Origin of the sequence: Maritimibacter sp. UBA3975 (assembly GCF_002384975.1) — a bacterium.
Taxonomy (GTDB): Bacteria; Pseudomonadota; Alphaproteobacteria; order Rhodobacterales; family Rhodobacteraceae; genus Maritimibacter.
This window is the reverse complement of record NZ_DGCP01000017.1, coordinates 224580-244371: the sequence shown is the minus strand read 5'-3', so window position 1 is coordinate 244371 and position 19792 is coordinate 224580. Positions and strand designations below refer to the sequence as shown.

Annotated in this window: 19 protein-coding genes; 11 read left to right on the top strand and 8 right to left on the bottom strand. The window is 63.9% G+C overall.

Annotated features, from left to right (window positions below; genetic code table 11):
* Positions 1-28 precede the first annotated feature (28 nt).
* Positions 29-1090 carry an AbrB family transcriptional regulator gene (locus tag B2585_RS17865; protein ID WP_292025293.1) on the top strand — a complete coding sequence of 354 codons (1062 nt, stop codon included), beginning with the start codon at positions 29-31 and terminating at the stop codon, positions 1088-1090.
* Positions 1091-1093: 3 nt separating this feature from the next.
* Here the strand turns inward: B2585_RS17865 and B2585_RS17860 are convergent, their stop codons facing one another.
* Positions 1094-1378 (bottom strand): hypothetical protein, encoded by a 285-nt coding sequence (locus B2585_RS17860; RefSeq protein WP_292025292.1) that lies wholly within the window; start codon positions 1376-1378, stop codon positions 1094-1096.
* 152 nt (positions 1379-1530) lie between these two features.
* On the opposite strand from B2585_RS17860, the gene B2585_RS17855 reads away from it, so the two are divergent.
* Entirely contained in the window at positions 1531-2604 is a 1074-nt protein-coding gene (locus tag B2585_RS17855) for an acyltransferase family protein (RefSeq protein WP_292025291.1), read from the top strand.
* A 3-nt stretch (positions 2605-2607) separates the two neighbouring features.
* The gene (locus tag B2585_RS17850; RefSeq protein WP_292025290.1) at positions 2608-2973 is read left to right on the top strand and encodes a DCC1-like thiol-disulfide oxidoreductase family protein; all 366 of its coding nucleotides are present in this window, start codon (positions 2608-2610) and stop codon (positions 2971-2973) included.
* Between the two features lie 6 nt (positions 2974-2979).
* On the opposite strand, the gene B2585_RS17845 is transcribed toward B2585_RS17850, so the two are convergent.
* The 5 genes from B2585_RS17845 to B2585_RS17825 form a co-directional block, all read right to left on the bottom strand.
* A complete protein-coding gene (locus tag B2585_RS17845) occupies positions 2980-4398 on the bottom strand; it encodes a hypothetical protein (protein WP_292025289.1) in 1419 nt (472 codons plus the stop codon).
* 117 nt (positions 4399-4515) lie between these two features.
* Complete coding sequence (locus B2585_RS17840) at positions 4516-5259, bottom strand: maleate cis-trans isomerase family protein (protein ID WP_292025288.1); 744 nt, start codon at positions 5257-5259, stop codon at positions 4516-4518.
* Positions 5256-6416 (bottom strand): M24 family metallopeptidase, encoded by a 1161-nt coding sequence (locus B2585_RS17835; protein WP_292025287.1) that lies wholly within the window; start codon positions 6414-6416, stop codon positions 5256-5258. The genes B2585_RS17840 and B2585_RS17835 overlap by 4 nt, the downstream gene beginning before the upstream one ends.
* Positions 6413-7447 (bottom strand): pyridoxal-phosphate dependent enzyme, encoded by a 1035-nt coding sequence (locus B2585_RS17830; protein ID WP_292025286.1) that lies wholly within the window; start codon positions 7445-7447, stop codon positions 6413-6415. Before B2585_RS17830 ends, B2585_RS17835 begins: the two co-directional genes overlap by 4 nt.
* The gene (locus tag B2585_RS17825; protein WP_292025285.1) at positions 7448-8830 is read right to left on the bottom strand and encodes an aspartate aminotransferase family protein; all 1383 of its coding nucleotides are present in this window, start codon (positions 8828-8830) and stop codon (positions 7448-7450) included.
* 126 nt (positions 8831-8956) lie between these two features.
* Here B2585_RS17825 and B2585_RS17820 point away from each other — a divergent pair, with 126 nt between their 5' ends.
* The 4 genes from B2585_RS17820 (at position 8957) to B2585_RS17805 (ending at position 14308) form a co-directional block, all read left to right on the top strand.
* A complete protein-coding gene (locus B2585_RS17820; protein WP_292025284.1) occupies positions 8957-9340 on the top strand; it encodes an acyl-CoA thioesterase in 384 nt (127 codons plus the stop codon).
* A gap of 83 nt (positions 9341-9423) precedes the next feature.
* A complete protein-coding gene (locus B2585_RS17815) occupies positions 9424-10458 on the top strand; it encodes a phosphatase PAP2 family protein (RefSeq protein WP_292025283.1) in 1035 nt (344 codons plus the stop codon).
* Positions 10459-10537: 79 nt separating this feature from the next.
* Complete coding sequence (locus tag B2585_RS17810; RefSeq protein WP_292025282.1) at positions 10538-13012, top strand: ATP-dependent helicase; 2475 nt, start codon at positions 10538-10540, stop codon at positions 13010-13012.
* Positions 13013-13300: 288 nt separating this feature from the next.
* Positions 13301-14308 carry a Hint domain-containing protein gene (locus tag B2585_RS17805; protein ID WP_292025281.1) on the top strand — a complete coding sequence of 336 codons (1008 nt, stop codon included), beginning with the start codon at positions 13301-13303 and terminating at the stop codon, positions 14306-14308.
* 380 nt (positions 14309-14688) lie between these two features.
* On the opposite strand, the gene B2585_RS17800 is transcribed toward B2585_RS17805, so the two are convergent.
* A complete protein-coding gene (locus B2585_RS17800; protein ID WP_292025280.1) occupies positions 14689-14907 on the bottom strand; it encodes a DUF1127 domain-containing protein in 219 nt (72 codons plus the stop codon).
* A gap of 280 nt (positions 14908-15187) precedes the next feature.
* Between B2585_RS17800 and B2585_RS17795 the strand changes: the two genes are divergently transcribed.
* Together B2585_RS17795 and B2585_RS17790 are read left to right on the top strand one after the other, a co-directional pair.
* Positions 15188-16267 carry an Mrp/NBP35 family ATP-binding protein gene (locus B2585_RS17795; protein WP_292025279.1) on the top strand — a complete coding sequence of 360 codons (1080 nt, stop codon included), beginning with the start codon at positions 15188-15190 and terminating at the stop codon, positions 16265-16267.
* A gap of 44 nt (positions 16268-16311) precedes the next feature.
* Positions 16312-16773 carry a VOC family protein gene (locus B2585_RS17790; RefSeq protein ID WP_292025278.1) on the top strand — a complete coding sequence of 154 codons (462 nt, stop codon included), beginning with the start codon at positions 16312-16314 and terminating at the stop codon, positions 16771-16773.
* Here B2585_RS17790 and B2585_RS17785 read toward each other — a convergent pair.
* A complete protein-coding gene (locus B2585_RS17785) occupies positions 16770-17657 on the bottom strand; it encodes a DUF4253 domain-containing protein (RefSeq protein ID WP_292025277.1) in 888 nt (295 codons plus the stop codon). The genes B2585_RS17790 and B2585_RS17785 overlap by 4 nt on opposite strands.
* Before the next feature lie 641 nt (positions 17658-18298).
* Here B2585_RS17785 and B2585_RS17780 point away from each other — a divergent pair.
* Entirely contained in the window at positions 18299-18799 is a 501-nt protein-coding gene (locus B2585_RS17780; RefSeq protein WP_292025276.1) for a division/cell wall cluster transcriptional repressor MraZ, read from the top strand.
* Positions 18799-19788: a 16S rRNA (cytosine(1402)-N(4))-methyltransferase RsmH gene (gene rsmH / locus B2585_RS17775; RefSeq protein WP_292025660.1), complete on the top strand. Its 990-nt coding sequence runs from the start codon at positions 18799-18801 to the stop codon at positions 19786-19788. The genes B2585_RS17780 and rsmH overlap by 1 nt, the downstream gene beginning before the upstream one ends.
* The last annotated feature ends 4 nt before the right edge of the window (positions 19789-19792 follow it).

Sequence of the window (19792 nt, the reverse complement as noted above, 5' to 3'; positions counted from 1 at the left end):
TCGGCCCCCGGCGGTCTATACCTGCGCCATGACGTTTCCGCCCCTGCGCCACAACCTGTTCACCTTGCTGCTGCTGATTTGTGGCGGCGCGGCGGGGTTCGCGTTCGCCTGGATCGGACTGCCGCTCCCGTTCATGCTTGGGAGCCTCTTTGTCTCGGCCATTGCGGCACTGAGCTTTGCGCGCCGGATTCCCGAAAACTACAGCTATCCACTTCCTTTCCGACAACTCTTCGTGGGCGTCATTGGGGTCATGATCGGCGCACAGGTCTCGCCCGATCTGCTGGCGCTTGCACCAAACATGGCGGTGACGATCCCTGCCATCCTGTTGTTCGTGGTTCTCGCGCATTCCGGGAATTTCCTGATCTTCCGGAAGGTTGGTGGGCTCGATCGCTCGACGGCCTTCTTCTCCGGGTCTCCCGGCGGGCTGCTCGAAGCCATTTCGTTCGGCGAGGAATCGGGCGCCGACATACGCATGCTCACCATCCTTCAATTCCTGCGCATCATCGTTGTCGTTGTAATCCTCCCGCTGGGCATCTCGATCTACGAAGGGGAGGCGGTCGGCTCGGCAGCGGGCCTGACCTTGTCCGCGACTCCGGCAACGCTCATCGACGTCATCCTCGTGCTGGGCGCCTCAATCATCGGCGTTTGGCTTGGCGGTAAAGCGAAACTGCCCGCCGCACAGCTCGCCGGGCCTCTCATCCTCGTTGGGATCGCCACCGCGTTCGGTCTCGTGTCGCTCAGCATCCCCGGCTGGCTCGTCGGGTTCGCACAGGTGGTCGTGGGCACGAGCCTTGGCCTCCGGTTCGTGGGGATCACCCGGCGGATGCTCTTGGGCGGCCTCGGCCTTGCCCTGGTGTCGGGGGTTTTTATGCTGGCATTGGGCGGCGCGATGTCGCTGGCTGTGGCCCGGGCGACAGGTTTCGACCTCGAAACGCTCATCATCAGCTTCGCACCGGGCGGCGTGACCGAAATGAGCCTCATCGCCCTGTCACTGGCCGCCAATCCGGCCTTCGTAACGCTGCATCACCTCGTGCGGATCGTCGCGACCGTCGTGGAACTCGCCGTCGTGCGAAAGCTGCGGCTCGTCTGAGCCTTACTTGTTCGCGTCGATCCAGCGGCTCATGAGGCCCGCGTCGCGGAAACACTCATCCGGAATGGCCCTTCGCTTGATGCGTGCGATCTTCTCGGCGAAGGCCACCTGCCGCGACGTGGCGACACCTTGTGTGGAACTGCGCGTGCGGTTGCGGTCGATCCAGCTCGACAGCGCCTGCCGCGTCTCGAGGCTCGCGCGTGGAATAGGGGTGTCGAGCTTGCGCGCGATGGCGCGGGCATAGCCCAGTTGCTTGTCGGTCGGCGGTAAAGGGTTCGTCTCATACATGATGCGGTTCTCCCGATAATGAGAACAAATATAGAACAAATGTTCTCACCTGCAAAGAGGGAACGCCTCAACTGGCCGTGAAGTTGCACAATGTGTTGGGGGGCACGCAATTGTTGCCACATCATTGTCCAATTTTCGGTGTACCCGGAGGCATGACGACGCGCGCGCCCGAGAGACAGGAACGCCCCCGCCTGCTCGCCCCGTTCGAGGGGTTGCGCGGGTTCGCGGCATTGGCAGTCTTCATCTACCATTTCCACCATGTTGCGGGCCTCGACGCCCTGACCGCGCTTGCGCCCGGTTTCTTCGGGTCCGGCTGGGTCTTCGTGGATGTATTCTTCGTACTGTCCGGCTGGGTCATAGCGCATGTCTATGCTGACCGGCTGGTGACAGGCTCGGCCACGCTGCGGAACTTCTTCGCAGCCCGGATCGCCCGGCTCTGGCCGCTTCACATGACCGTTCTCGTGGCCTGGTTCGCGCTGGCACCGGCCCTGTTCGGTGCGCCCGGGGTCGCGAGTTACGCCGGATGCTTCGGCCAACTCATCACCCTCAGCTTCACATGGGGGCTGCTGGCCTGCGCCGCGCCCGTGCCGCCGGCCTGGTCGATCAGCGCCGAGATGGTCGCTTACATGGTCTTCCCGGTGCTGGTTGCACTCGGCTTGACCCGAAACCTACGCGGCGGGGTCATGTTGCTCGTCGCGGGCCTCGGCGGATACTTGGCCATGCAGGCAGCATGGGGTGGGTTTCACGTCTATGACGGACGCGCACCGCTCAGGGCGGTGGCCGGATTCTCCATAGGTGCCGGGTTGTGGCGAATGGAAAGGGCGGGCTTTCTGCCGTCGGGGCGCCTTCAGGTTGTTGCCGCGGCGGCCTTGATCGTTGGCGTGGCATCCAACGCCCCACCCTTCGCTTTGCTTCTTGTCAGCATATTCCTGATCGCCACTCTTGGGGACGGGACCGGACCAGTCGCCCGGTTTTTGTCGAGCCGCCCTGCGATGACCCTTGGCCGATTGAGCTTCGGGCTCTATCTCTGGCACTGGTTCGCCATCGCGGGCCTCGCCGCTCTGGGCGCCGCCGCAACGCCGATCATGGCTCTGGTCGCGGTGCTCGCGGTGCTGGGTTTGGCAGAGGTTTCCTACCGGCTGATCGAAATGCCGGCACGGGAGCGGATCAAGTCCGTGATGGGCCGGTCCGGACAAACAGTGCAGGCGACACCGCACGAAGGATGAACGATGCAAATCGTCTATGACGGAGAATGCCCCTTCTGCTCGCGCTACGTCGCGATGCTGCGCCTGCGTGAGGCAGCGGGGCCGGTCGAACTCGTGAATGCGCGCGAGGATCATCCGGCAGTGACGCGCGTGATGGCGGCGGGGTTCGACCTCGACAAAGGCATGGCGCTGATCGATGGCGACACGATCCACTACGGGGACGACTGCATTCACCGGCTCGCCTTGATGAGCACCAATTCGACGCTGTTCAACCGCCTGAACGCCCGCATCTTCCGCTCGCCCCGCGTGGCGAAGCTGCTCTACCCGGTACTCAAGACGGGGCGCAACGTGACCTTGGCCCTGATGGGTCGTCGCAAGATCTCAGGCTGACCCGGTTCAGTGCGAGCAGACCTTGGGCCGCGCCCAATCAACCGGTTTGAATGTCAGGAACTTCTGCGCCACCAGCCCGTGCGCTAGATAGGTATTCGCCCAGCCCGGACTCGCCGTCGAAACGACCCCCGCTTCGGTCTGCACCATCACCTCAAGCCCCGGTGTCGTCGCCAGCATCCGGTCGAGTTCGTAGCGCACCAGATCGTATCCCGGCGCAACGAAGCGCGCGTCGAACCCGGGGCTGTTGGACGCCACCGGGGTCACCAACGCCTCTTGATAGCCTGCGCCGAAGGGCAGAACGCCGTGAAACAGGTGGTTCGTCTCGCCGCCCTCCGTGTGGAGATTCGAAAACATGGCCACCGAGCTTTCGGTCTTGAGGCCGAGGTAGGGGCTCCACCCGTTCGCGAAGTAGAGCATCGGAATGATGAGCAGCCAACCCGCACGGTAGCCCTGTTTCGCGCCGCCATCACGCGGCATGAACAGGATGAGGAAGGCATAAAACCCAAGCGCGTAGAGCGCGAAGAAGGGCATGAAACTTCGGTCGTCAGGAATGAACCGCACCGGGTCGAGCAGTGCGCCCATCGCCGCGACATACGCGATCACGAACAGGATCAGCGCCCAGCGGCCGAATTTCAGCGCCCGCTCCTGGCTCCCCGCCCAGCGTGTCGCGGCGTCTAGAGCGTTAGTGAAGACCTCTTTCGGCAGAAACAGGGCGTAGAGGACCAGCACGATGGTCGAGAAGTCTTTGTAATAGGCGTATCCGGTGAAGCCGATGATGATGTGAAACGGCACACCGATTAGGATACCGATGGTTTTCAGGCGCGGTATGAAGAGGGCGATCATGGCGATCCCCTCGATGATGAAGGTCGCGTAGATTGCGCCATATTGCCCGAAGGACCAGTTGCCCAGCCCGATACCGTTGAACAGTGCCTTGTACAGCACCACCGCGCAGCTCACGGCGGGGTCGAGGAAGTCGATGTTGATCTTGTGGTAGATGCCGAAAAAATACATCGCGGGCAGGATCAGCCGGCCGGCCGACGCGACGCGATGAAAGAACCGGTCGCGATCCGCTTCGCCCGACGGGCGCACCATGAGCGCGGCCCCCAGTACGACGAGCGAGAAGGCGAAGGCGGTCGTCTGATTGTTGGAAGCGACGGGCGAATTCAACAGGTATGTTGCCGACCATGCGAACGCGTTGATGAGCAGGACGCCCCAGAGGCGCGGGTGCACGATCCCTGCCACGCTCATCCCCATGAACACGCCATGCAAGGCCGGGGGCAGGGGGGTGCCGCCCATCGTCAGGCCCCAAATCTGGAAAAAGTAGATCGACGACAGGAGCGTGATCAGCCCCAGCCGATCCAGAGGCCGCGCCGCGATGCCCGAAATGGTGATGCCGCGCGCCCGTGTTGCCCCGATGTTTTCCATGTCAGCCCCGATGATCGGTTATCGTCTGATTGTTTTCATCTGGGCATAAATGAGAAATGCGGTGAAAAATGGGCGTGATTGTCCGTCTTTCGCGGCGCGTGGCGCTGTTTTTCGGCCTCAGGCGCGGGCGAGGCGCCCTGGAACATCAGCGGCCAGCGGCACTTCCGCGCGCCGCGCCATATCCCATGCCATCACGAGGTTCGATGACATCACGGGCATGTCCAGCTCAGCTTCCAGATCGTCGATGATGCCAAGCGCGCGCAGGTTGGTGCAGGACATGAACAAAGCGTCCACGCCCCCCGATTCCACGAGTGCACGTGCGGCTTGCTTGATCGAGTCGGGCGAAATGCGCGCGACACGGGCCTCTGACGAGACGTTGAAGCTGCCGAATACCGGCGTCTCGACACCGCCCTCGGCCAAGACCGCGCAAATCCGGTCCGACACTTCCGCGAGGTAGGGCGACAGGAAAGCGATGCGTTGTATGCCAAGTGCATTGCAGGCGGCGAGAAGCGCCGAGACCGGCTCGGTCACGGCCCGCGTCTGCGCGGCACCCGAGATCAACTCTGCCACCCTGGCGCGCCCGATTTGGGCCGTGCCGGAGGTGCAGCCGTATCCGATCGCGCCGAATTGCGTCCAAGGGCACAGAAGCCCGGCACTGGTGCCGAGGTCGGCCTCCATCGCGGCCAGTGTCTCGGGCGTAACATCGGCACCGGACCGGATGCGGCTGAATTGCAGGTCCACGTCCGGTCCGAAAAGGCGGCGGAAATCCTGCTCGATGGTCTCGTCGGACTGGAGAACGATGACGCCGAGCTGGGCCGGAAAGGTCTCGACAGGTTCAAAAGGGAAGGTGCGAAAACTCATGGGGCCACCTCGAGGATGTCGTGGCCGGTCGGGGACGACAGCCACCGCGCGCCGGTCTCGGTTACCACGATGTTCTCTTCGTGAACCATGATGCGCCCGCCCGAGAGGTCGATGACCGGTTCAAGGGTCAGCACCACGCCGGGGGCCAAAGGCGTGTGGTCGGCCGGGATAAGCGAGGGTGGCTCCGTGAGTTGCATCCCGAGTCCGTGACCTAGACGCCCCTTCACCGGACCACCGCCGCCGGTCAGGACATAGTCCATCGCGGCGTAAAGCTCGGCAGGTGTCGCGCCGGGGCGGGCCGCCTCGAACCCGGCCTGCGTCGCGTCGACCAGCCGGGCATGCGCGTCTGCGACCTCTGCCGTCGGCGGGCCGATCGAGAAGTTGCGGTCGAAGTCGCAGAAATAGCCATCCCACACCGCGCCAGTGTCGAGCATGAGCACATCGCCCTCGCCCAACGCCGCGTCCGTGGCCGGGGAAATCACGTCACCATAACCGCCCGGCGCTGCCGCACCCGCGACATAGGGCACCCAGTCTGCGCCTTCTTCCAGCAGGGCCGCCTGGAACCCTCGAAAGACATCGGCGAGGGGCACGCCCGCACCCGCAAGGTCGTTCATCCGGGCAAAGGCCGCGTCGGCAATGCCGCAGGTCCAGCGGATCTTGGTGATTTCGGCTTCGGATTTCACCATCCGGCAGGCCCGCAGTATGCCGGCGTCGTCTCCGAATTTGCGGTCCCCAAGCCGGTCGCGCAGAGCGGTCCAATCGTGGAGCGGCATCCGGAGGTGCGTTTCCATGCCCGAGGGCTGTCCGATGGTGCCGCCGACCGGGGTGACCGCCGCAAGCACATCCGCCAGAAGGGATACGCCGTCGTCGGAATAGTCGGGCGAAACCCAGGTGCGGATGTCGTCCACCCATGTCTGGCGCATCAGGTGCGCACCGATCTCCGGGACGACCGCAATTGGTTTTCCTGTCTCGGGCACCACCACGAACCACGGGCGGGTCGGGCTTTCCCAAAAGCGGGTCAGGAACCCGGTGACGTATCTCACCTCTGGTTCTGTGGTCAGAAGCAGCGCGGAAATCCCGGCTTCGGCCATGCGCGACTGGATAGGGTCGATCCGCGCCGCGAACTCGGCTGCCGGAAACCCGCGCGCCGGGGTCACGGCGCTTCCGACAGGATGGTAAGTATGCGTGCTTTCGGCCCGAACCCGAGCTCGGGCGGGGGCTTTGCGAGCAGCGCGGCGATGCCCGCAGCACCGGAGGGCGTGGACGCGAAACCACCCTCCGCCGCCCTGTCGCAGCCTTGCTGCGCCTCGTCCTCGGTGATCGTCACGAACCAGTCGGCGTCCCGCGCAAGGCCTTTGAGCGCGATGAGCGAGGGCATCTTGCAATCCAGCCGTCCCATGATCGAAACCGGCCCGCCGCTCTCCGTGGGGGCACCGGCCTCTATGGACCCGATGAGGGCCGGGGCGGCGTCCGGCTCCACAACGACGATCACGGGGTCATCGCCCCAGATGCGCCGGGCGTGGGCCGCGGCCGCTCCCGCCAGCCCGCCGACACCAGCCTGCAAAAGGATATGCGTCGGCGGCTCGGGCATCTGGTCCGCCACTTCGGCCATCAGGATCAGGTAGCCCTCCATCAGGACATGGGGCATCTCGGTATAGCCCGGCCACGAACTGTCCGAGAGAAGCGTAAGACCCTCGGCTTGCGCCTCGGCCAGAGCGGCGGCCATGCTGTCTTCATAGGTCGCGCCCGCACGGCGCACTTCGGCACCCTCGGCGCGAAGGCGTTCAGCGAAGCTCTCGGGCACCGTTTCGGCAAGATAGATGCGCGAGGCCGCCCCGAACGCCGCGGCCCCGGCAGCAACGGAGAGACCGTGGTTTCCGGCGCTCGCCGCGACATAGGTGCGTCCCTTCGCCCGGCCCGCAGCGGCATCGCAGGCGATAACGTGGGCCGCGCCGAGCGCCTTGAAGCTTCCCAGCCCCATCCGGTCGCGCTCATCCTTGATCAGGACGCTCCCGACACCCGCCAGATCCCCAAGCTCCGTGCAGGGCAGAAGCGGCGTGATCTGATGTCTCGGGCAACGAGCCACGCGGGCCAGCGCCGCGTCCGCGTCTTCGGCGGGATAGGGAATATCGGCGAGGGCCGGGTGATCCAGCCCCGCGCCGCGATAAGGGTTCCGAACAGCGCGCACCTAGCCGAACACCGCAGTCAGCGCGCCGTCGACCGCATCGGTGATCGCGTCGATATCGGCGGGCGTGGCGATGAGGGCGGGCGAGAAACACAACACGTTGTTCAGCCCCGGCACGGAGCGGTTGGAGGCGCCGATGATGACGCCCCGTTCGGCGCAACCCGCGACCACCGCCCCGATATCGGCTTCCGCCACAGGCTCCTTGCTCTCCCGGTCCTTGACCAGTTCCAGCCCCTGAAACAGGCCGATGCCGCGCACGTCCCCGATCACCTCGTGCTTTTCTTCCAGCGCCTTGAGGTTCGCGGTCAGCCGCTCCCCCATCTTCTCGGCGTTTTCGACCAGCCCCTCGTCCTCGATGATCCGCATGTTTTCCAGCGCCGCCGCCGGACCGCCGGTGCAGCCCCCGAAGGTCGAGATGTCGCGGAAATGATCCATCGGATCGGTCGGGTCGGACTTGAAAAGGTCGAACACCTTTTCGGTCGTCACACAGCAGGCGATGGCGGCGTAGCCCGAGGCCACACCTTTCGCGAGCGTCACGAAATCCGGCTCGATCCCGTAATGCTGATAGCCGAACCACTTGCCGGTCCGGCCCATGCCGCAGACGACCTCGTCGATATGGAGCAGCACGTCATACTTGCGGCAGATCTCCTGCACCCTGTCCCAGTAGCCCGGCGGAGGCGTGATGACCCCACCGCCCGCCGTGATCGGTTCGAGGCAGAGCGCGCCGACCGTTTCAGGCCCTTCGCGCAGGATCACTTCTTCGATCGCGTCGGCGGCCTTGCGGCCGTATTCCTCGCCCGATAGGTCCCACTGCGCGCGGTATTCCATGCAATGCGGCACGCGCACGAAATCGGGTGCCATAGGTCCGTACTGCATCACGCGCTCGTCCTGCCCGCCCGCGCTCATCGTCCCGTAGGTGCCGCCGTGGTAATCGCGGTCGCGGTAGAGGATCTTTGTCTTCTTGCCGCCATAACGCTTGTGCGCGATCTGGCGGATCATCTTGAACGCCTTCTCGTTCGCCTCGGACCCGGAGTTGGTGTAGTAGACCCGGCTCATCCCCGGCATCTTCTCGATCAGCTTTTCGGCGAAGATCGCCCCCGGAATGGTCCCCGCGGCGCCTGCAAAATAGTTCATCTTCACCAGCTGTTCCCGCACCGCATCCGCAATGCTCTCGCGCCCGTAACCAACGTTCACGGTCCAGACCGCACCCGACACGGCGTCGATGAATTCGCGACCCTTCTGGTCCCAGACACGGATGCCTTTGCCCTCGACGACGATGCGCGGCTCGCCCGTTTCGAACGGTTTGTGTTGGATCAGGTGGTGCCAGACATGGGCCTTGTCGGCCTCGACCACATGGGAAATATCGTTGTCGGTATAGCCGTCCATCGGGACCTCCTGCGGGGCTTTTGTCTTTTTGATCAAAAAAACCCTATTGGCGGTGCCGGTTGATGTAAATGGACGACTTGCCGCCCCGGCAGGGTCCGCTAGGGTCGCGCGAAACAGGAGGGGACGATGACCGAAACCATGCCACAGGGCCACGCCGTTCTGCGCACCGTCGCCATGCCTGCCGACGTGAACGGCGCGGGCGACATCTTCGGCGGCTGGGTTCTGAGCCAGATGGACATCGCGGGCGGCATCGTGTCCGCCGAGCGGGCGCGGGGGCGCGTGGCGACCGTCGCCATCGAGGCGATGAAGTTCATCCGGCCCGTGAAGGTCTCCGACATTCTGTGTATCTACGGCGAGGTCGAGCGGGTCGGGAACACGTCGGTCGCCGTCCGGCTCGACGCGTGGGTCGTGCGGGGGCAGGGGGCGACGACAGAGAAGGTGACGGAGGGCGTCTTTACCTTCGTCGCGCTGGATTTCGAGGGGAACAAGCGACCGATTGACAACACCTGAGCCGCCACCGTCCGGCCGCCGCTTGCAAAGCATCCGGCCCCGGTTCACCGTGCCGCAGAACCCGCGCATTCAGGATCGTTACCATGTCACCGCGACTTGTCCGCTTTCCCCGGATCTGCTTGCCCAAAGCGTTCTTTTTCCTCGGCTTCGTCCTGCTCTGGCTCGTCCAGCCCGCACAGGCGCAATCGCAATTCAAATTCAGCTTCGGCGACGCCGTCCCGAGTTTTCAGGGCGGCTATTACATCGACGGTATCCCCTCCACCGCCTTCATCGACACCGGAGAAAACCGGTTCCAGAAGGCGGGACGCGTGTTTGGCGAGGCCATCGGCGGCGTCGAGGGTATTGGCGATGACCTGACCGATATCGCTTTCTTCCCATTTCGTGAGCCGCTCCTGTTCGGCGCGGCCGCGCTGGGCGTGGGGGCATTGGTGGCGACGGATTACCCGGTGACGGCCTACTATCAGGACAAGATCGAACCGATCTTCGCAGGCTTCACACCGCCGCCGATCATCCCGCGCAAAGGCGTGCTGAGCGCGCTGGCGGTGGAGGATCAATACCTCCTCGCGGGCATCGGCCTGACCTATGCCTACGGTGTCGCTGCCAATGACGAACGGGCTCAGGTCGCGGCCCTGCTGTCGTCCAAGGCGGTCGCCTATTCCTATCTCGTGTCTCACCTGCTTCTGAAGCCGGCGATCGGTCGAATCCGGCCGGCGCGCAACCTGTCGTCCTATGGCGGGCCTGTCGATATCCTGACACCCGCACAGCGCTCGCCGAACCCCTACAACTGGGGCAACGCCGTCGCGCCCACTCTGCGGCCGAGCAGCTTTGGCACATCTTTCCCGAGCTTTCACTACACGCTCTATTTCTCGGTCGCGCGGGTTTATTCCGGCGTCTACGACAACTCGATCCTGCCTTATGTCGCTGCCGGGATACTGTCCGTGTCCAATATTCGCGGCCACAATCACTGGGTCAGCGACATGGCCGCCGGGGCACTGATCGGCACGGTGATCGGCCAGTCGATCCTGAACAACTACTCTGAGCGAAAAGGTCTCTCGACCAGCTTCACGCCGGTCGTATCCTCGAACGGTGTCGGCGCACAGTTCACGATGCGGTTCTGACAGGCGCAGCGGCGCGGACCGGGGTAGAACATTCCCCGAACACCTTTTCCTCTCGCAGGGCTTTGTGTAGTCTCGCGCCATGAGCAGCCAAGACGACTCCCCCGCCATGTCCGGTGCGCGCCCGAGCCTGAGCCAGATGGCGATGGCCGCGCGTCCGATGCCCTATCTCGACGACCTCAATCCCGAGCAGCGCGCGGCGGTCGAGGCGCTCGACGGCCCCGTCCTGATGCTCGCGGGCGCGGGCACCGGCAAGACCAAGGCGCTGACGGCCCGGATCGCCCATTTGCTCAACACGAACACCGCGCGCCCGAATGAAATCCTCGCGGTGACGTTCACCAACAAGGCCGCGCGGGAAATGAAGAACCGGGTCGGCCGCCACCTTGGCGAGGCGGTTGAGGGGATGCCGTGGCTCGGCACCTTCCACGCGATCTGCGTCAAGCTCCTGCGCCGCCACGCAGAACTCGCCGGGCTGAAGTCGAATTTCACGATCCTCGACACCGACGACCAGATCCGGCTGATGAAGCAGCTATTGGAGGCAGAGAACGTCGACACGAAGCGGTGGCCGCCGCGCGTCGTATTGGGAGCAATTGACGGCTGGAAAAATTCGGCGCTTTCACCAGAAGACGTCGGAGCATCGAGAGACTTCGATATGGAGGCGGATCGGATTTTTGATGAAGATCAAGCGGCCAGCTTCGACTCTAAACGAATTTTCAAACACAAGAACCCATACAGCAAAGCTATTGGGCGTCGGGTCATTAATGGCGCAGCGCTATACGGACAGTATCAGGCCCGTCTCAAGACGCTGAATGCCGTCGATTTCGGCGACCTGCTTTTGCATATGGTCACGATCTTTCGCGAGCATGAAGACGTCCTGAAGCAGTACCAGCGCTGGTTCCGCTACATCCTCGTCGACGAGTATCAGGATACCAATGTCGCGCAGTATCTCTGGCTCCGGCTTCTGGCCTCGGAGCACAAGAACATCTGTTGCGTGGGCGACGACGACCAGTCGATCTATGGCTGGCGCGGGGCCGAGGTGGGCAACATCCTGCGGTTCGAAAAGGATTTCCCCGGCGCCAAGGTGGTGCGGCTGGAGCAGAATTACCGCTCCACCCCCCATATTCTCGGCGCCGCCGCCGGTGTGATCCGGGGGAACGCCGACCGCTTGGGCAAGGAACTCTGGACCGAAGCGGAGGAGGGAGAGCTCGTCCGCCTCATCGGCCATTGGGACGGCGAAGAAGAAGCCCGCTGGATCGGGGAGGAGGTCGAGTCGATGCAAGCGGGCTCGCGCGGCATGAACCCGATGAGCCTCGACGACATGGCGATCCTCGTGCGCGCGTCCCATCAGATGCGCGCCTTCGAGGACCGGTTCCTGACCATCGGGCTGCCGTACCGCGTCATCGGCGGCCCGCGCTTTTACGAACGGCTCGAAATCCGCGACGCGATGGCCTATTTTCGCCTCGCCGTCTCGCCCGACGACGACCTGGCGTTCGAGAGGATCGTGAATACCCCGCGCCGGGGACTGGGAGACAAGGCTGTCCAGACCATCCAGCGCATGGCCCGCGACCACAATGTGCCGCTTGTCGATGGCGCGGCCAAGTGTCTGGACGAAGGGATCATCAAGGGGAAAGGGGCCAAGGGGCTCTCCGACCTTGTGCAGGGCATCTACCGCTGGCACGCGCAGGTGCGTGACGAGGCAGATACCCATGTCGAGCTGGCCGAGATGATCCTGGAGGAATCCGGCTACACCGAGATGTGGCAGAACGACAAGACGCCGGAAGCGCCGGGGCGGCTCGAAAACCTCAAGGAGCTCGTGAAGGCGCTTGAGGAATTCGACAACCTCCAGGGCTTCCTCGAACACGTCGCGCTCATCATGGACAACAGCTCCGAGGAGGCGGAGGAGAAGGTCACGATCATGACCCTTCACGCCGCCAAGGGCCTCGAATACCCCGCCGTGTTCCTGCCGGGTTGGGAAGATGGGCTTTTCCCGTCGCAGCGTTCGATGGACGAAAGCGGCCTCAAGGGGCTGGAGGAGGAGCGTCGGCTGGCCTATGTCGGCATTACGCGGGCCGAGGAGCTTTGCACCATATCCTTCGCGTCCAACCGCCGGGTCTATGGTCAGTGGCAAAGCCAGATGCCATCCCGTTTCATCGACGAGTTGCCCGAGGAACATGTGGACGTCCTTACACCGCCGGGTCTCTACGGCGGCGGTTACGGCGCGGCCGGGGCCTTCAGCGGCGGTGGCTCGACGCTGGAGGAACGTGCGGCGCGGGCCGATGCCTACAACTCGCCGGGATGGCGAAGGATGCAGGCGCGCGGCGGAGCCGAGCGGTCGATGCACAGCCCCAACGAGTCCCGGCATCTGACCATCGATTCCACGGCCGTCGCGGCCTTCACCCAAGGCGACAGGGTGTTTCACCAGAAGTTCGGCTACGGCTACGTCATGGGGATCGAGGGCGACAAGATCGACATCGAGTTCGAACATGCCGGCGCGAAGAAGGTCGTCGCCAAGTTTCTCGTCCCCGCCGACCGTGCCGGAGACGATGTGCCGTTCTGATTCTCCTTTAGGTTGATTAACCAGTATGACGCGGCGGCGGAAATGTGACCCTTTCGCCACCTTCCGAGATGCGAGGTACGGTTTTCGTCACCCTTCGCGGGGTTTATGACGGACCGCGTCAAAAAAGGTCAGGTTTGCCTTACCAAAAAGCCACGCGTGACCCCTTTGCGTCGCAGATTCTCCAAAACCTACCGGTAAACCATACCCTCATACGGCCTCGGGGGATGCGCCGTGCAGAATCGAGAACGATTTTAACAGAAGGGGCGCCAGAAGGCGTCGAGCTGCCAAATGGCCACTATCAGGGCTGAGAACACCGAGATTGCGAAAGCGACCGGCTCGAACATCAATTCGAGCGGGGACGAGTCGGATTTCGACCTGCCGCTTACGGACATGACCGATCTGGTCATCTACACGCCGCTGCTCGATTTCGATCCGTACATGTTCGATCTCGGTGAGACGCATACGCTCACCTGGAATGACGGCGACGGCGCCCACACCATGTACAATGCCGAAGTCGTCCGGTCGGACCTCAAGTGGGGCACCGCCAATCAGGGCGCTGTCGTCTTCGAGGGCACAGACACGGATGGCAACGATGCACAGATCCTCTGGACACCGGACCTGAACGTTCACCAGTGGTATGCGGACACGCAGGCCGACGGCAAACACCCGATGTTCTGGAATGTCGACCAACACTCCTCCACCTATGGCTACGTCTGTTTCGCCGCCGAGACGCGGATCGAGACGGACAAGGGGCTCAAGCGCATCGACAGTCTGAAAGTGGGCGACCGGGTCGCTACGCTGGACAACGGCTATCAGGAAATCCGCTGGGTCGGTCATCACCGGACCGATGGCCGGGGCGACGCCGCGCCGATCCATATCGCCAAAGGCGCAATGGGCCGCAATCAGGCGCTGCGCCTGTCTCCGCAGCACAAGGTCGTCATCCGGGATGTCGCGTTCAAGCAGGTGCTCGGCCAGGCACAGGTCATGGTCGCCGCCAAGTCGCTCGAAGGCCGTCCGGGCGTCACGCGCCAGCCGGTCGAGACGGTGGACTACTACAATATCTTGTTCGACCGCCATGAGGTGATCTTTGCCGAGGGGCTCGCCTGCGAGTCGCTCTACTTGGGACAGATCGCCGAAACGCTGATCGACCCCGACGCGGTCGACCCGACCCAGCACTATCCCGATCTCGCGCGCCTCAAGATCGACCGCCACCCCGAAATGGCCCGCCCCACGCTGACCGTGGGCGAAGCGCGCCGCTATTTCGGCTTGCTCGATGCGGACCTGGTTGCCGCCTGAGCGCGAAAAACCTCCCCTACGAAAACAAAAACGGTGACGCCCGGGAGGAGGTGGGCGCCACCGTTCTTGCAAGCAATCGGCTTCAGGGAGGAGGTAGAAGCCTTTCGCGTATCGCGCGGGGTTGCCCCCGTATGTTGCCCGTCGACCCCAGGGAGGAGGAGAGGGGTGTTCGGGTCACGGTCGCCCCAGGGAGGAGGAGAGGGGCTTCCGATCTTTTGGCCGGTGACGCCCGGGAGGAGGTGGGCGCCACCGACTATGCAGATCTTCCCGGGAGGAGGTGGGAAGGTCCGTATTGGGGACCCGGAGGCGCGTTAGGGAGGAGGAGACGCTGTCCGGGTCATCAGGAACCTCAGGGAGGAGGAAGAGGTTCCCGAAAACTGTTATTTTTTTCCGTAGGCCGCTTCGCGGGCGATGAACGGGATTTCGGCGCGCGAGATGCCGAGGTCGGCAAGATCGCGACCGTTGAGGGCGCGCAACTCGGCCAGCGTGGTGCGGTACACCTTGCGCTGGGCGCGGGCGTCGCCGAAGGATTTCAGCAGAGTGGACACGCGGTCGAAGAGGCCGTGGTCGGAATGGCGGATATCGGTTGCGTAAGCCATGTCGTCTTTCTTTCTCGTCTTGAGCGCCTGTCTGCGGCGCGGTGCGGATGCCGTTCTGCGAAGCGCTGTGCCCCGCTCGGTTGAGATGAAGATGGGCGATTTGCTGCACCTGCACAATCCGCAGAAGGTTCAATGCCGCTATGCAGCAAATGCATACATAAGACTGACCTACTCGGTTAACGCTAGGTAAAGATTGGCGAAACCGTCGGGGCGCGCAGGCGACCCCTTGAGATCAGGGGGAAAAAGGGCATCTATGCCTCAGGATAATCTGGAGGAAATGATGGCGCTCACACGCGATCGTATCATGTCGGTGCTGGCCACGGTGTCTTTGCCCGACCAAGGTGACCTGGCGTCACGGGACTTGATCCGCGCTTTGACCATCGACGGCGGCAACGTCAGTTTCGTGATCGAAGCCCCGTCGCCCGAGATCGCGGCCGGCTGGGAAGCGCAGCGCAAGGCCGCCGAGTCGGCCGTCGCCGCGCTCGACGGCGTGGAAAAAGTGACCGCCATTCTCACCGCCCACGGTGCCGGCAAGCCCGCCCCGAAGGGTGACGCGCCGAACCTGCGCGTGGGCGGACACCCGAAGCCCCAGGCCGGCCCTCAGGCCATTCCCGGCGTGAAACAGGTGATCGCCATCGCCTCCGGCAAGGGCGGCGTGGGCAAGTCGACGGTCTCCTCCAACCTTGCCGTCGCGCTCGCCGCCTCGGGTCGCAAGGTCGGGCTGCTGGACGCCGACATCCTCGGCCCCAGTCAGGCGATGATGATGGGGATTACCGAAAAGCCGACCTCGTCCGACGGCAAGGTGCTCGATCCGGTCATGGCCCACGGCATCAAGGTCATGTCGGTCGGCATGATCGTGGACCCGGATCAGGCGGTCGTCTGGCGCGGGCCCATGCTCATGGGCACGCTGCAACAATTCGCGTTTCAGGTGAACTGGGGTGAACTAGACGTGCTTCTCGTCGATTTGCCGCCCGGCACCGGCGACGTTCAACTGACGCTGGCCCAGAAAGTTGTGATGACCGGCGCGCTTGTCGTGTCCACGCCGCAGGACGTCGCCCTCCTCGACGCGCATAAGGCGATCGACATGTTCGGCAAGGTCTCGGTCCCCATTCTCGGTCTGATCGAGAACATGTCGTCCTATGTCTGTCCCAATTGCGGGCATGAGGCGCACCTGTTCGGTGAGGGTGGCGTCGCAGCGGAGGCCGCCAAGATCGGTGCGCCGCTCCTCGGCCAGCTTCCCCTGTCGCTCGATGTGCGGAAGGCAGGCGATGCCGGCATCCCCGTCGCTCTCACCGACGGGCCGGTGGGCGAGGCTTACCGTGCGCTCGCCGGCGACCTGCTCGCGCGCGGGATCGGTTGACTGGGCCTTGGGGATGACGTTTCCTTTCTGAAAGGAGACATATCATGTCCAGCATCCGCACCTGCCTCTGGTTCGAACGTGATGGCGAGGTCGCCGCGCATTTCTACACCTCGCTGATCGCGAACTCCGCGATCACGTCAGAGGTCGGCCGGACGCAATCGGGCGCGCCGCTCATGGTCAACTTCCACCTCGACGGCGTGCCCTATCAGGCGTTGAACGGCGGGCCGACCTACCAGCCCAGTCCCGCAGCCTCCATCGCGATCACCACACCGGATCAGGCCGAGACGGACCGGATCTGGAACGCGCTCGTGGCTGATGGCGGTCGGGAAAGCCGATGCGCGTGGTGCATCGACCGGTTCGGCGTAAGCTGGCAGGTCGTTCCCGAGGCGCTGCCCGGTTTCGTGGGCGGCCCGGACCCCGAGGGTGCGCGCCGGGCGACCGAGGCGATGATGGCCATGACTAAGATCGATATTGCGGCACTCGAAGCCGCCTACGCCGGTCATTAATCCCACCAGAAGTACCACAGGTCCGACACCATGAGCGTCGCGGCCAGCGCCGAGAGCGTGCCGCTGCCCTGATCGACGATATCCGGACAGTATTCATACATCTCGCGCGCAAGGGTGAGCGCGTCTTCACGCGTTGCCGGACGGCGCGTCACCTCCATCTCGATCACGTCACCGCTCATGGCCACGGGCACGGCCCCATAGCGCGCGTTCCAGTCGCGGAAGGCGGCGACGTGCATTTCGGGCTGCGGATTGAGGTTCCAGCCGCCGAACCGCACCCAGGCGGGCAAGGCGGTCTGGTCCGGGGTCGGGACCTGAGCGATGAAGACCCTTGGGTGCGGCGCACCGTCCAGCCAGTTGTGGGCGAGCGCCAGCGTCTGTGAGGGTTCCGGCGGGGTTTCAGGCCACTCGCCGGTGATCTGCGCGGCCCATTCGTCGGGTGTGCCGAGTTCGTCGACGAACTCCGGATCTTCTGCCTCCATCTCGGCGATGAATTCCGCGTGCATCGCACGGTTCCGGGCGAACAGGTCTTCGGGGAAGTCGATCGCGTCAGCGGCTTGCAGGATATCGTCCGTCGATTGCATGGGGCCGCTCTTCGCATCCTCCTGAAACATACGCATCAAGGGCAGGGCGTCCTCCGCCGGACCGACAATGAGGGGCACGGTTCCGTCCGCGTCCCGCATCCCACGCCACCGGGCCAGAGCGGCGGCGCCCGACGTCTCGGTCAATGCATAAGGAAACGCGCGGCGCGCCTCGCGGAAATCTGGCGGCAGCTCCCATGCAGGAAGGAAAAGACCGAGGACGAACCCCAGCACGGCGTCGAACAGGCGTTCCATTACGGCAGGGTGCCAGAGGACGAGGGCGAAGGCGACCGGTAAGCGCCCCATGGGATCACATGCCACCGCGCTCCGGGTGAAACCCGAGTGGGCAGCTCCGACCATGGTATTCCATCCCACTGCTCCTAAATCACCGATTCAGGATGTTCGATTTATGCAATAATCCGCCTGATTCACCTTGATTCCCCATCGAAAACCCGGCATCAGACCGCCGGTCCCCTCGAAATGGCGGGTCGGGGGTGAAAAAAAACAAAAAAATCGCATTCCCCATATCTTGTGCTCTCTTAACCGTGATCTCGCAATATCAGGCAATTTGTTCTCTTTTTGATCCGCAATACTTTGTGTTCAAAGGGCCGCCTGTACAACATCTGGTAGCCGTTTCCCATAAAAAGGGGTTGTTTCCCATGAAGTGCCATGGCATTCCTAAGTCATCGAAGAGACGGGAACATAACGGGGCGACAAAGAACCCCTGAAACATCTCCCAAGTCAGGTTTCATACAGGCACCCCGCCTCTTCGGAATTGAGAGATCCGACGCGTACGCGAGCAGACATCCCCCCAGGTGGCGCGCGTGATCGGACGAACCCAGAGATGGGACGAGGGCGGCGGATTGGGCAGTGGCAGCAGCTCAATCCGTCGTTTTCGTTTCTGGCGGACGTTGGTGAAGGCAAGGGACAGATAGGAGCCGCGAGCAGTGGCCGAAGTGTTTCTGAACGGTGGGCGTCACAAGGTTGACGCGAAAGGTCGGGTGTCCATCCCGTCCGGTTTCCGTTCTGTCATCGCCCAGGGCGACCCGTCCGACGACACCACCCACCAGCCCCAGTTCGTGATCTTTTTCGGCGATCCCCGACGCAATTACCTCGAATGCTACACGATCGAGGCCTGGGAAGAGATCGTCGCGCGCATCAAGGCGATGCCGCGCAGTTCCGAAAAGCGCAAGACAGCGCAATTCATGTATTTCCACGGCTCGCAGAAGATGTCGGTCGACGATACGGGCCGGATCGTCCTGCCGCAGAAGCTCCGCGACAAGATCGGCCTGTCGGGCGAGGCGGAGTTCGTCGCCGCCGGTGACACCTTCCAGATCTGGGAGCCGGGCGTCTTCGAAGAATACGAGGCCAGCCGTGTCAGCGTCATCGAGGCGCTGCCGGACCACATCGATGCCGCAGCCCTCCTCGACGAGGATTTCGATCTATGATGGTCGCTGCCGCCGCCAACGCCGCTCCGCATATCCCCGTTCTGTTGCGCCCCCTTCTGGACGCGGTCGCCCCGGTTTCGGGTGTCTGGGTCGACGGAACCTTCGGGGCAGGGGGCTATGCGCGCGGATTGGTCGAGGCCGGCGCTGACCGCGTGATCGGCATCGACCGCGACCCGCTTGCGCTCGATATGGCCCGGGAGTGGATCGCCGATTTCGACGGCCGGATCGAGCTGGCTCAGGGCACGTTTTCCGAGATGGACGACATCGCGGGCGACCTGGTGGACGGGATCGTGCTGGACCTCGGCGTCTCCTCGATGCAACTGGACCTCGCAGAGCGCGGGTTTTCCTTCATGCGCGACGGCCCGCTCGACATGCGGATGAGCCAGGACGGGCCGTCTGCGGCCGACCTCGTGAACGAGGCGCCGGAGGAGGAACTTGCGGACATCCTCTACCACTACGGCGAAGAACGCGCGTCGCGCCGGATCGCGCGTCAGATCACCAAAACCCGCACAACGGACCCATTCAAGACAACGGCGCAACTGGCGGAAACCATTGAAAAATGCTTGCCGCGCGCGAAGCCCGGTCAGAGCCACCCGGCCACTCGGAGCTTCCAGGCGATCCGCATCGCGGTGAACGACGAATTCGGGCAGCTTGCCGAAGGGCTGGACGCCGCAGAACGCGCGCTCAGACCCGGCGGCAAGCTGGCCGTCGTCACGTTCCATTCGCTCGAAGACCGGGTCGTCAAACGCTTCCTGCAACTTGCCGCCTCCACCGGCGGCGGCGGCTCACGCTATGCCCCCGAGCCCGACGCGCACACGCCGCGCTTCGACCTCACCCCGCGCCGCGCCATCGGACCGGACGAGGACGAACTCGCCCAGAACCCGCGTGCCCGCTCCGCCCGCCTGCGAGTCGCCACCCGGACCGAGGCACCGGCAGAAGTCACCGACCGCTCCAAACTGGGCCTTCCCGCGCCCGCATTCCGAGGCTGACCGA

Excerpts from the sequence above, each read along its gene's own strand:
- B2585_RS17800 (WP_292025280.1), bottom strand. The coding sequence starts at position 14,907 with ATGGCTTACGCAACCGATATCCGCCATTCCGACCACGGCCTCTTCGAC.
- B2585_RS17840 (WP_292025288.1), bottom strand. The coding sequence starts at position 5,259 with ATGAGTTTTCGCACCTTCCCTTTTGAACCTGTCGAGACCTTTCCGGCC.
- B2585_RS17790 (WP_292025278.1), top strand. The coding sequence starts at position 16,312 with ATGTCCAGCATCCGCACCTGCCTCTGGTTCGAACGTGATGGCGAGGTC.
- B2585_RS17795 (WP_292025279.1), top strand. The coding sequence starts at position 15,188 with ATGGCGCTCACACGCGATCGTATCATGTCGGTGCTGGCCACGGTGTCT.
- B2585_RS17815 (WP_292025283.1), top strand. The coding sequence starts at position 9,424 with ATGTCACCGCGACTTGTCCGCTTTCCCCGGATCTGCTTGCCCAAAGCG.
- B2585_RS17785 (WP_292025277.1), bottom strand. The coding sequence starts at position 17,657 with ATGGGGCGCTTACCGGTCGCCTTCGCCCTCGTCCTCTGGCACCCTGCC.
- B2585_RS17855 (WP_292025291.1), top strand. The coding sequence starts at position 1,531 with ATGACGACGCGCGCGCCCGAGAGACAGGAACGCCCCCGCCTGCTCGCC.
- B2585_RS17805 (WP_292025281.1), top strand. The coding sequence starts at position 13,301 with ATGGCCACTATCAGGGCTGAGAACACCGAGATTGCGAAAGCGACCGGC.
- rsmH (WP_292025660.1), top strand. The coding sequence starts at position 18,799 with ATGGTCGCTGCCGCCGCCAACGCCGCTCCGCATATCCCCGTTCTGTTG.
- B2585_RS17860 (WP_292025292.1), bottom strand. The coding sequence starts at position 1,378 with ATGTATGAGACGAACCCTTTACCGCCGACCGACAAGCAACTGGGCTAT.
- B2585_RS17845 (WP_292025289.1), bottom strand. The coding sequence starts at position 4,398 with ATGGAAAACATCGGGGCAACACGGGCGCGCGGCATCACCATTTCGGGC.
- B2585_RS17850 (WP_292025290.1), top strand. The coding sequence starts at position 2,608 with ATGCAAATCGTCTATGACGGAGAATGCCCCTTCTGCTCGCGCTACGTC.
- B2585_RS17810 (WP_292025282.1), top strand. The coding sequence starts at position 10,538 with ATGAGCAGCCAAGACGACTCCCCCGCCATGTCCGGTGCGCGCCCGAGC.
- B2585_RS17820 (WP_292025284.1), top strand. The coding sequence starts at position 8,957 with ATGACCGAAACCATGCCACAGGGCCACGCCGTTCTGCGCACCGTCGCC.
- B2585_RS17825 (WP_292025285.1), bottom strand. The coding sequence starts at position 8,830 with ATGGACGGCTATACCGACAACGATATTTCCCATGTGGTCGAGGCCGAC.
- B2585_RS17865 (WP_292025293.1), top strand. The coding sequence starts at position 29 with ATGACGTTTCCGCCCCTGCGCCACAACCTGTTCACCTTGCTGCTGCTG.